Consider the following 10,902-nt stretch of genomic DNA (forward strand, 5'->3'; position numbering starts at 1 on the left):
CTTCAGGCTTCAGGCTTCAGGCTTCAGGCTTCAGGCTTCAGGCTTCAGGCTTCAGGCTTCAGGCTTCAGGCTTCAGGCTTCAGGCTTCAGGCTTCCAGTGTGTCGGGCCTCGCCAAAACGCTGTCAAGCGCTTTTCCGCGCTTTTCGCCTGCCGCCTGCCGCCTGTGGCCTGCCGCCTGTAGCCGCTTTTGGCCTGCCGCCCGGCCGGCTGGCCATCCTCCCCCGCTTTCGTCTAGCCTCTAGCCTTCAGCCGCCTTTCCGGACCCCCGCATGTGCCTGATCGTGTTCGCCTGGCGCCCCGGCCAGCCGCACCCGCTGATCGTCGCGGCCAATCGCGATGAATTCCACGCCCGCCCCACCCTGCCGCTCTGCGAGTGGGAAGACGCGCCTGGGGTGCTCGCCGGGCGCGACCTGCAGGCCGGCGGCACCTGGATGGGTTTGGGCCCGAACGGGCGCTTCGCCGCGCTGACCAACATCCGCGCGCCGGGCCGTCCGGTGGGCGCGCGCTCGCGCGGCGAGCTCGTCGGCCGCTACCTGCGCGGCGACCTGTCGCCGGCTGCCTATCTCGCCGAGGTGGTCGAGCGGCTGCCGGCCTACAGCGGCTTCAATCTGCTGGTCGGCGACGCTGGCGCGCTGTGGTACCTCAATTCGCAGGAAGCCAGGCCGCGCGCGCTGGCGCCGGGCCTCTACGGCCTGTCCAACGACGCGCTCGACAGCCCCTGGCCGAAACTGTTGAACGCCCGCGAGGTCCTCTGCGGCTGCCTGGACTCACCCTCCACCGAGGCCTTGCTGGAACTGTTGCAGGACCCGCGCGAGGCGCCGGACGAGCACCTTCCGGACACCGGCGTCGCGCTCGACTGGGAGCGGCGGCTGTCGAGCATTTTCATCGTCGGCGAGGAATACGGCACGCGCTCGAGCACGGCGCTGATCATGCACGCCGACGGAGGCTTCGAACTGGTGGAACGCCGCTTCGGCCCCAACGGCCAGCCGCGCGGGGAAACGCGGCTCCAGAAACCCGTGCAGTAGGAAACGGCGCGGCGGCCCCTCCGCAGGCCTTAGCGGTGCACGCCGAGTCCGGGGCCTGGCCCCGGACCGTCCGGCTGGATCGCCGCCGCCGCGGGATTGATCATGCGCGTCAGCCCGAGCTTGCTCAGCGACAGCTGCAGCACGCTGTGGATGACCTGCGGGTTGTCGATGCTCCTGACCCTGGCCAGCAGCTCGCGGGCGGTGCTCAAGGGCACCTGGCGCAGCATCCACTTCACCTTCGGCAGGTTGGTGGCGTTCATCGACAGGCTGTCGTAGCCCATCGCCATGAGCAGCACGGCTGCCGCCGGATCGCCGGCCATCTCGCCGCAGATGCTCACCGGCCGGCCCTCGGCGTGGGCCCCGGTGACCACCCGCTGGAGCGCTTCGAGCACCGCCGGGTGCAGGTAGTCGTAGAGATCCGAGACCCGCGGGTTGTTGCGGTCCACGGCGAGCAGATACTGGGTCAGGTCGTTCGAGCCGACCGAGATGAAGTCTACCTGGCGCGCCAGCTCGCGGATCTGGTAGACCGCGGCGGGAATCTCCACCATGACCCCCACCGGCGGCATCTCGACGTCGGTGCCCTCGTCGCGCACCTCGCCCCAGGCGCGGTGGATGAGGTGCAGCGCTTCATCCACCTCGTGCGTGCCGGAGATCATCGGCAGGAGGATGCGCAGGTTGTTCAGCCCCTCGCTGGCCTTGAGCATGGCGCGGGTCTGGACGAGGAAGATTTCCGGATGGTCGAGGGTGACGCGGATGCCGCGCCAGCCGAGGAAGGGATTGGCTTCCTTGATCGGAAAGTAGGACAGCGGCTTGTCGCCGCCGACGTCCAGCGTGCGCATGGTCACCGGCAGCGGATGGAAAGCCTGCAGCTGTTCGCGGTAGATCGCCAGCTGCTCCTTCTCGCTGGGGAAGCGGTCCTTGACCATGAAGGGCACTTCGGTGCGGTACAGCCCGACCCCTTCGGCACCGCGCTCCTGCGCGCGCACCACGTCGGCCAGCAGGCCGGTGTTGACCCACAGCGGTACGCGATGGCCGTCGGGCGTCTCGCAGGGCAGCCCGCGCTGCACGTCGAGCCCCTGCGACAGCTGCCGCTCCTGCTCGACCAGCGCGCAGTACTGCTCGCGCAGTACGTCGCCCGGGTTGGTGATGATTTCGCCACGGTAGCCGTCGACGATCAGCTGGATGCCGTCGACCTTCGAATACGGCAGGTCGACCACGCCCATCACCGTCGGCACGCCCATCGCCCGCGCGAGGATGGCGACGTGCGAGTTGCCCGAGCCGAGCACCGAGACCAGCCCGGCGAGCTTGCCTTCCGGCACCTCGGCGAGCATCGAGGGCGACAGCTCCTCGCTGACCAGAATGGTGTTGTCGTGGTAGACGAGGGTCTGCTGGTGGGCCTGCTGCAGGTAGGCCAGCAGGCGCCGGCCGAGGTCCTTGACGTCGGAGGCGCGCTCGCTCAGGTAGGCGTCGTCCATCAGCTCGAAGCGCTTGACGTGGTCGTTGACCACCTGGCGCAGCGCGCCCTGGGCCCACTGCCCGGTGCGGATGACCTTGCGCACCTCGCCGCCCAGGGCGGAGTCGTCGAGCATCATCAGGTAGACGTCGAACAGCGCGCGTTCCTCGCGGCGCATCTGGTTGACCAGGCGGTCGGACAGCGCGCGCATGTCGGCGCGCACCGCTTCGAGCGCCTGCTCGAACAGGGCGAGCTCGGCCTCGACGTTGTCGATGGTCTTGTCCGGCACCACCTCCAGGTCGGCCGGCGGCAGCACCACCAGTGCAGTGCCGACGGCCGCGCCCGGCGCGCCCGGCACACCGATGAAGCGCGCCTCCTGGATGCCCTTGCCCTGGCGGCCGAGGCCGCGGATCGAGCCGGTCGCCTCGGCATGGGCGATCACCCCGGCGAGCTGCGCGCTCATGGTGACCAGGAAGGCTTCCTCGCCCTCGTCGAACTGGCGGCGCTCCTTCTGCTGGACGACCAGCACGCCCATCACCCGGCGGTGGTGGATGATGGGCGCGCCGAGGAAGGAGGCGTAACGCTCCTCGCCGGTCTCGGCGAAATAGCGGAAGCGCGGGTGGCTGGCCGCGTCCTCGAGGTTCAGCGGCTCCTCGCGGGTGCCGACGAGGCCGACCAGGCCTTCGTTGGGCGCCATGCTGACCTTGCCGATCGAGCGTTTGTTCAGGCCCTCGGTGGCCATCAGCACGAAGCGTTCGGTTTCCGGGTCCAGCAGGTAGACCGAGCACACGTGGCTGCCCATGGCCTCGCGCACGCGCTGCACGATGATCGACAACGCCGCCTTGAGGTCCTTGGCGGCGTTGACCTCCTGTACGATCTTGCGCAGCGTGCCGAGCATGCTCAGAGCGATTCTCCCGTCACTCCCGCGCCATCAGACGCGGAGCGAGTTCTTTGAGGGCGCGCCGGTAGACCTCGCGCTTGAAGGTGACGACCTGACCCAGCGGGTACCAGTAGCTGACCCAGCGCCAGCCGTCGAATTCGGGCTTGCCGTGCATGTCCAGCCGCACCCGCTGCTCGTCGGACATCAGCCGCAGCAGGAACCACTTCTGCTTCTGGCCGATGCACAGCGGCTGGCTGTGGGTGCGCACCAGCCGCTGCGGCAGGCGGTAGCGCAGCCAGCCGCGGGTGCAGGCGAGAATCCGCACGTCCTGCGGCTCCAGGCCGACTTCCTCGTTGAGTTCGCGATAGAGGGCTTCTTCCGGCGTTTCCCGGGCATTGATGCCGCCTTGCGGAAACTGCCAGGCATCCTGATTGATCCGGCGCGCCCAGAGCACCTGGCCGTGATCATTGGTCAGGATGATGCCGACATTCGGACGGAAACCATCAGGATCGATCACCGCTCACAACCTCGCTAACGCATGTCGCCGCATTGTTCCATAAAAGGGCGCACAGCCGAAAGCGCGGCGAAACGCCGTCCGGCACGCCGCGCCCGGCCTTCTCCGCCGCCGTGCAGAGCGCCCGGACCGGCCGTAAAGCGGTATGCTTGCGGCCCTTCCATGCTTCGCGAGGATACCGTCGTGCCCCTGGCCCTGTTCGATCTCGACAACACCCTGCTCGCCGGCGACAGCGACCATGCCTGGGGCACCTACCTGTGCGAACGCGGGCTGGTCGACGCCGAGAACTACCGCGCGCGCAACGATGCCTTCTATCAGGACTACCTGGCCGGCACGCTCGACGTGCAGGCCTACCAGGACTTCTGCCAGGAGCTGCTCGGCCGCAGCGAGCTCGCCCAGTTGCAGGCCTGGCACGCGGAATTCATGCGCGACTATGTCGAACCCATGGTGCTGGCCAAGGGCGAGGCGCTGGTGCGCGAGCATCACCGAGCCGGCGACCAGGTGGTGATCATCACCGCCACCAACCGCTTCATCACCGCCCCCATCGCCGCGCGGCTGGGGGTCGATATCCTGCTGGCCACCGAATGCGAGATGATCGATGGCCGCTACACCGGCCGCACCACCGACATCCCCTGCTTCCAGGAAGGCAAGGTCAGGCGCCTGCAACGCTGGCTCGCAGAGACCGGGCACAGCCTCGAAGGCAGCTATTTCTACAGCGACTCGCGCAACGACCTGCCGCTGCTCGAGCAGGTCAGCCACCCGGTGGCGGTGGACCCGGACCCGACGCTGCGGCAGATCGCCGAGCAGCGCGGCTGGAAGGTCATTTCGCTACGCTGAGCGCCGCTGGTCGCGCAGGGTGGTCCCCCAGAGCGCGGCCAGCCCCGCCAGCAGCAGCGCCCCGCCACCGTAGAGCCAGGCGAAGCCGCCCGGGGCCGTCAGCAGCAGGAAGGCCAGCGGCGGACCAAGCGCGGCCCCCAGGTCCTGGGCGATCGAATAGCGAGTCATCGAGCGCACCACGTCGCCCTGGCGCGCGGCATCCGCGGCCAGGGCATCGCCGAGCGTGGTCAGTGCGGTGCAGAGCACCATCACCAGCAGGCACAGCAGCAGCCACAGCCCCAGCGGCAGGCTCAGGGCCAGGCTGCCGAACCCCAGCGCCATCGCCGCCTGCGCCGCCACCAGCAGCGGCAGGCGTCCGCGCGGGCCGTCGCTGAGCTCCCCGATGCGCCCGCCGAGCCAGGTCTCCCAGCTCCAGCGCGCGGCCTGCAGCAGGCCGGACAGCGCGGTGACCCCGAGCAGCACGCCCAGCAACTCGACCTCCGTGCCGTAGAGATGGGCGATCAGCGCGCTGAGGGTGGCGGCCAGCACGCCCTGCACCAGCAGGGCGATGCTGAAGCCGTTGAACACGATGCGCCGCCAGTGACTCGGCACCGCGATGGTCGATGTCGGCCGGCTCGCCGGCGCCTTGGGCGCGCTTTCGTGCCCGGCCGGCGGATGGAAGCCGAACAGCAGCAGCGGAATGCCGAGCACCGCCGCCGCACCAAAGGCCAAGGCGAGCGCCGGCAGGCCGAACACCGGCACCAGCAGCCCGCCGATCAGCATGCCGGCGAGGCTGCCCAGGCGGTACAGCCCGTTGTACAGGCCCATGGCCCGGCCGCGCTGGTCGTCGGCGGCGCAGTAGACCACCGCCGACAGCCCGCCGATGCGAAAGAATGACCAGGCCACGCCCCAGAGCGCACGCAGCGCCAGCCAGGCGAGAAATCCGCTGGCCAGCGCATAGCCGGTGATGGTGACGATGCCGAGCACGACCGCCAGCAGCAGGCCGGTCTTCAGCGAAATGCGTGCGTAGAGCGCGCCGATCAGCGGGTTGAAAGGCAGACGGATGAATCGGTTGACCGCCAGCAGCACGCCGACCTGCCAGAGCGCGTCCAGACCGGCCTCGCGCCAGTAGATCGGCAGGGCGATGTAGAGCATCGAATCGCCGGTCAGGCACAGCGCCGTGACCAGCGCCACGACCACGACATCCCTCGGAGCTTTCCCTGCCGCTGCGGCCATTACATCCCCTTGTTCACCATCAAAAAGAAAATCGCCACGAAGGCGCCGAACGCCGGCCAGCCCAGCGCGAACCACCAGCGCATGTAGCGCCGCGCCTCGGGCGGCATCGGCGTGCCCTCGCGCAGCGCCTGCTCGGCCAGCCGGTGAATGCGCATCTGCAGCCACACCACCGGCAGCCAGCAGGCGCCGGCGAGCACGTAGAGCGCCAGGCTCCACAGCAGCCACGGCTGGGTCAGCGGGAACCCCGCCATGTGCGCCAGCGCCAGCCCGGACAGCGGCTGGAACACGGCGGTGGTGGCGGTGAACACCCAGTCGGCGAAGACCAGGTGGCGGAAGGTCACCGCGATCACCTCGACCCGCCCGCTCAGCCAGGCGCGCAGGCTGTAGTAGGCAGAGCCGAGCCCCGTGCCGAACAGGATGGTGGCCGAGAGAATGTGCAGGGTCTTGAGCAGCAGGTACAGGCTCATCGCGCAGCGTGTCTCCTCGTCGGCCCGGTCCACAACAGCCAGAGCGTGGCCACCAGCAGGACCAGATTCTTGCTGACCGAGCCGAACGGATCGAACCAGTAGCCCGGCAGCGCCAGGCTGATGATCGCCATGTAGACGAGCATCAGCAGGGCCTGCGCCTGCAGCGCCCGCCTCCGCCAGCGGCGCAGCAGCAGCCCGAGGCCGAGCAGCGCGTCGCACAGCGCGCCGGCGACCACCGCCAGCGTTGCCGGCCAGCCGTGCACGCCCATCTCGGCCATGATTCCCAGCCCCCAGGCGTAGCCGGGGCCGAGGCAGACCGCCGCGGTACCGAGCCAGACCAGCGCCATGGCCGCCAGCATCGGCGGCTGCAGCGCCAGGGTGACGCTTTCGGCCTGGCGCGGCCAGCCCTGCAGCCGCGCCTCGATCGGCGCGGGAAGGTAGCCGCAGGCCTCGGCCAGCGGCACCGTCGACGCGAGGTTGTCGTGCCGGGCCAGCGTCAGCGTCTGGCTGTTCAACGCCCGCCAGCCGAGGCGATCGCCAAGGCGCGCGCCGAGCCGGGCGAGCGGCGCCGGGACCTGCAGGTAGCGCGCCGGCGCCCAACCCTGGCGCGCCCGCAGCCGATCGATCAGTTCGGCCAGGGTCATGACCTGCGGGCCCACCAGCGGCAATACGCGCGGGCCGGACGGCCACTGGCGGATCAGAGCCAGCACGGCGCCGACCAGGTCGTCGACATGCACCGGCTGCAGCCGCGCGCGGCGATCAAGCAATGGAATCAGCGGCCAGGGCGACAGCTGCGCCAGCCAGCCGCTGCTGGCCCCGCCTTCGCCGACGACCACCGAGGGCCGCAGCACCACGGCGGGAATCCCGAGGCCGAGCAGATGGTCGTCAGCCGCGGCCTTGCTCGCCAGGAAGGGCACGCCGGGGTGCTCGCCGGCGCCCAGCGCGGACAGCTGCAGAACCGCCGCGCCCTGTTCCGCGGCCTGCTCGAACAGCCGCCGTGGGCCGAAATGCTGCACCATCTCCAGGCGCCCGGCATGGGTGTCCAGCAGGCCGGCGGCATTGATCAGCAGATCGACCTCGGGCCAGATGAAGGCCTGCGGTTGCTCGGCGAGCGCGGCCAGGTCCAGCGCCATCCAGCGCACGCCCGGCAGCTCGGCGCCCCGCCCGCTGCGCGAGGTGGCCACCAGCGGGTGGCCGGCGGCCTGGAGCGCGGCCAGCAGCCGCCCCCCGATGAATCCACTGGCACCGACCAGCAGGATCCGCATGCGTCAGCCGAGGAACAGCCGGTACGCCGGGTTGTCGCTCTCGTCCCAGTAGCGATAGCCGATCGCATCCAGCGCGCCGGGGACCAGGTGGCGCTCGTCCTCCGGCACCTGCAGCGCGGCGACCACCCGGCCATCGGCGGCGCCATGGTTGCGGTAGTGGAACATAGTGATGTTCCAGCGCCCGCCGAGGCGGTTGAGGAAATCGAACAGTGCACCGGGCCGCTCGGGGAATTCGAACCGCAGCACCATCTCCTCGTCGACCCGCGCCGAATGCCCGCCGACCATGTGCCGGATGTGCAGCTTGGCCAGCTCGTTGTCGGTCAGGTCCAGCACCGGGAAGCCCTGCTCGCGCAGGCTCTCGACCAGCCGGGCGCGCGGATCGTTCTCGGGATGCGTCTGCACGCCGACGAAGATGTGCGCCTCCCTGTCGGTGTGGTAGCGGTAGTTGAACTCGGTGATCTGGCGCTTGCCGATCGCCTCGCAGAAGGCCTTGAAGCTGCCCGGCTGCTCGGGGATGGTGACGGCGATGATCGCCTCGCGCCGCTCGCCCAGCTCGGCGCGCTCGGCGACGTGGCGCAGGCGGTCGAAGTTGATGTTGGCGCCGGAGTCGATCGCCACCAGCACCTGGCCCCTGGCATTCTCGCGCTCGACGTATTTCTTGATCCCGGCCACGCCCAGCGCGCCGGCCGGTTCGGTGATCGAGCGGGTGTCGTCGTAGATGTCCTTGATCGCCGCGCAGATCTCGTCGGTGCTGACGGTGATCACCTCGTCGACGTGGTCGCGGCAGAGATCGAAAGTGTGCTGGCCGATCTGCGCCACCGCCACGCCGTCGGCGAACAGGCCCACCTGCGGCAGCACCACCCGCTCGCCGGCGGCCAGCGCCTGCTGCAGGCAGTTGGAGTCGTCCGGCTCGACGCCGATCACCTTGATCTCAGGCTTGAGGTACTTGACGTAGGCCGCGATCCCGGCGATCAGCCCGCCGCCGCCCACCGGCACGAAAATGGCGTCGATCAGCCCCTGGTGCTGGCGCAGGATCTCCATGGCGACGGTGCCCTGGCCGGCGATCACGTGCGGGTCGTCGTACGGGTGGATATAGGCGTAGCCCTTCTCTTCCACCAACTTCAGCGAATACGCCAGCGCCTCGGGGAAGGCGTCGCCGTGCAGCACCACCTGCCCGCCACGGGCGCGCACGCCCTGCACCTTCAGTTCGGGCGTGGTGCGCGGCATCACGATGGTCGCCTTGATCCCCAGTTCGCGCGCCGCCAGCGCCAGGCCCTGGGCGTGGTTGCCGGCCGAGGCGGTCACCACGCCGCGCGCCAGCTCGGCGGGCGACAGCTGGGCGAGCTTGTTGTAGGCCCCGCGCACCTTGAAGGAGAACACCGGCTGCAGGTCCTCGCGCTTGAGCAGGATCTGGTTGCCGAGCCGCTCGGACAACTGCCGGGCCGGCTGCAGGGGTGTTTCGACCGCGACGTCGTAGACGCGCGAGGTGAGGATCTTCTTGACGTACTGTTCGAGCATGGGCGGGGATCACAGGGAGGGAGGCGAACGACGAGTCTAACGTCGCCGAAGGCCTGAAACCACCGATCCACCGCACCTGGCGCGCGGAGTTCCGGCTGGCGACGCCAGGGTACCGGCCGCCTGCGCAGCTTGTTGCACAGGTGGCTGTGGATAACCCTGTGCGCAGGCTGAGGAAAACCCGCCATGGCGCCGCATGGGCCCGTACTGTGCAAGAACTGGCGCAGGCCTGCGCAGCTTGTTGCGCAGGTTTTTGTGCGCCGTTGCCGGCCTGGCCTCCAGCCGCCATCCGGCAAAGTCACAACACATTGTTATAAAAGACTTTCATTGCGATGGCACGGCTTCTGCTGTCCTGCAGTGCCGCAACCGACGGCATTTCACTCAAGGCAAAGGAGCGCTCTCGTGCCAACACCCGCGTATCTGACCATCGAAGGCCAAAAGCAGGGCCTGATCACCGCTGGCACCTTCACCGAGGACTCGGTCGGCAACATCTTCCAGGAAGGCCATGAGGACCAGGTCCTCGTGCAGGCCTTCAACCACCAGGTCATCATCCCGCGCGACCCGCAGTCCGGCCAGCCCACCGGCCAGCGCGTGCACAAGCCGCTGATGATCACCAAGGTCTTCGACAAGGCCTCCCCGCTGATCTTCAACGCCCTGACCTCCGGCGAGCGCCTGAACAAATGCCGCCTGGAGTGGTACCGCACCTCCGCCACCGGCACCCAGGAGCACTACTTCACCATCGAACTGGAAGACGCGGTGATCGTCGACGTGCAGTCGCGCATGCCGAACTGCCAGGACCCGAACATGGCGCACTTCACCCACCTGGAAGACGTCTACTTCACCTACCGCAAGATCATCTGGACCCACGAAGTCTCCGGCACCTCGGGCTCGGATGATTGGCGCACGCCGATCGTCTAAACCGGACGCGCCAGGGAACGGCCAGGCCGGGGTCTGGCCGTTCCCGCGAGTGTGTAGCAGCTCTCGATTCGGCGGCCGCCAGGCCGCAAAGCGCGACCGCATGCGCAGCCTGTCTTCGCCGTTCGGGTAAAAAGCGGGCCATTGCCATGGACTGACCGAAGGAACAAGGATGTTCAACCCGGCCAACCAGCCCCATTTCAGCCTGCACGTGCCAGGCCTCGAGCACGACCTGCAGGTGCTCGAATTCCACGGGCGCGAAGCGATTTCCACGCCCTTCGCCTTCGACGTCGAACTGGTCGGCGAACGCCCCGACCTCGACCTCGAGGCCCTGCTGCACCAGCCCGCCTTCCTCGCCTTCGGCCCCGACGGCGGGGGCGTGCACGGCCTGATCCAGCGCATCGCCCAGGGCGAATCCGGCCCACGCCTGACCCGCTACCGGCTGACCCTGCGCCCGCAGCTCGCCTACCTCGCCCACCGCACCAACCCGCGCATCTTCCAGCACCTGTCGGTGCCGCAGATCGTCGCCCGGGTGCTCGAGGAGCACGGCATCCTCGAGGGCGTCGGCCACCGCTTCGACCTCGGCCCGGTGCTCTACCCGCCGCGCGAGTACTGCGTGCAGTACGGTGAGAGCGACCTGCACTTCGTCCAGCGCCTGTGCGAGGAGGAAGGCATCCACTACCACTTCCGCCACGACCAGGCCGGCCACGTGCTGGTGTTCGGCGACGACCAGACGGTCTTTCCGCGGCTGGCGCCGGTGGCCTACCAGCAGGACTCCGGGCTGGTGGCCGACGAGCCGGTGGTCAAGCGCTTCG

The 10,902-nt window shown here is 69.1% G+C and carries 10 protein-coding genes; 4 read left to right on the forward strand and 6 right to left on the reverse strand.

All coding sequences use genetic code 11. The features are described from left to right. Positions 1–270 precede the first annotated feature (270 nt). A complete protein-coding gene (locus tag H610_RS0108230; protein ID WP_028239222.1) occupies positions 271–1,026 on the forward strand; it encodes an NRDE family protein in 756 nt (251 codons plus the stop codon). Between the two features lie 29 nt (positions 1,027–1,055). Here H610_RS0108230 and ptsP read toward each other — a convergent pair whose 3' ends face one another. Next, entirely contained in the window at positions 1,056–3,377 is a 2,322-nt protein-coding gene (gene ptsP, locus H610_RS23545) for a phosphoenolpyruvate--protein phosphotransferase (RefSeq protein ID WP_051231602.1), read from the reverse strand. A gap of 19 nt (positions 3,378–3,396) precedes the next feature. After that, positions 3,397–3,876, reverse strand: coding sequence for an RNA pyrophosphohydrolase (locus H610_RS0108240; protein WP_028239223.1), 480 nt, complete (start codon positions 3,874–3,876; stop codon positions 3,397–3,399). Positions 3,877–4,056: 180 nt separating this feature from the next. On the opposite strand from H610_RS0108240, the gene H610_RS0108245 reads away from it, so the two are divergent. Beyond that, entirely contained in the window at positions 4,057–4,710 is a 654-nt protein-coding gene (locus H610_RS0108245; protein ID WP_028239224.1) for a histidinol-phosphatase, read from the forward strand. Here the strand turns inward: H610_RS0108245 and H610_RS0108250 are convergent. Genes H610_RS0108250 through ilvA form a run of 4 tightly spaced genes read right to left on the reverse strand, consistent with a single transcriptional unit; the run spans position 4,702 to position 9,175 of the window. Next, positions 4,702–5,925 carry an MFS transporter gene (locus H610_RS0108250; RefSeq protein WP_028239225.1) on the reverse strand — a complete coding sequence of 408 codons (1,224 nt, stop codon included), beginning with the start codon at positions 5,923–5,925 and terminating at the stop codon, positions 4,702–4,704. The two genes, H610_RS0108245 and H610_RS0108250, sit on opposite strands and share 9 nt — an antisense overlap. Then, positions 5,925–6,392, reverse strand: coding sequence for a DUF2269 family protein (locus H610_RS0108255; RefSeq protein WP_028239226.1), 468 nt, complete (start codon positions 6,390–6,392; stop codon positions 5,925–5,927). The genes H610_RS0108250 and H610_RS0108255 overlap by 1 nt, the downstream gene beginning before the upstream one ends. Then, positions 6,389–7,657 carry an SDR family oxidoreductase gene (locus H610_RS0108260; protein ID WP_028239227.1) on the reverse strand — a complete coding sequence of 423 codons (1,269 nt, stop codon included), beginning with the start codon at positions 7,655–7,657 and terminating at the stop codon, positions 6,389–6,391. Before H610_RS0108260 ends, H610_RS0108255 begins: the two co-directional genes overlap by 4 nt. Before the next feature lie 3 nt (positions 7,658–7,660). Beyond that, positions 7,661–9,175, reverse strand: coding sequence for a threonine ammonia-lyase, biosynthetic (ilvA, locus tag H610_RS0108265; protein ID WP_028239228.1), 1,515 nt, complete (start codon positions 9,173–9,175; stop codon positions 7,661–7,663). Between the two features lie 399 nt (positions 9,176–9,574). Between ilvA and H610_RS0108270 the strand changes: the two genes are divergently transcribed. Further along, positions 9,575–10,090 (forward strand): Hcp family type VI secretion system effector, encoded by a 516-nt coding sequence (locus H610_RS0108270; protein ID WP_028239229.1) that lies wholly within the window; start codon positions 9,575–9,577, stop codon positions 10,088–10,090. Positions 10,091–10,259: 169 nt separating this feature from the next. Continuing rightward, the coding region (tssI, locus tag H610_RS0108275; protein WP_028239230.1) for a type VI secretion system tip protein TssI/VgrG at positions 10,260–10,902 on the forward strand (643 nt) is incomplete at its 3' end.

The organism is Stutzerimonas azotifigens DSM 17556 (assembly GCF_000425625.1).
Lineage (GTDB): Bacteria > Pseudomonadota > Gammaproteobacteria > Pseudomonadales > Pseudomonadaceae > Stutzerimonas > Stutzerimonas azotifigens.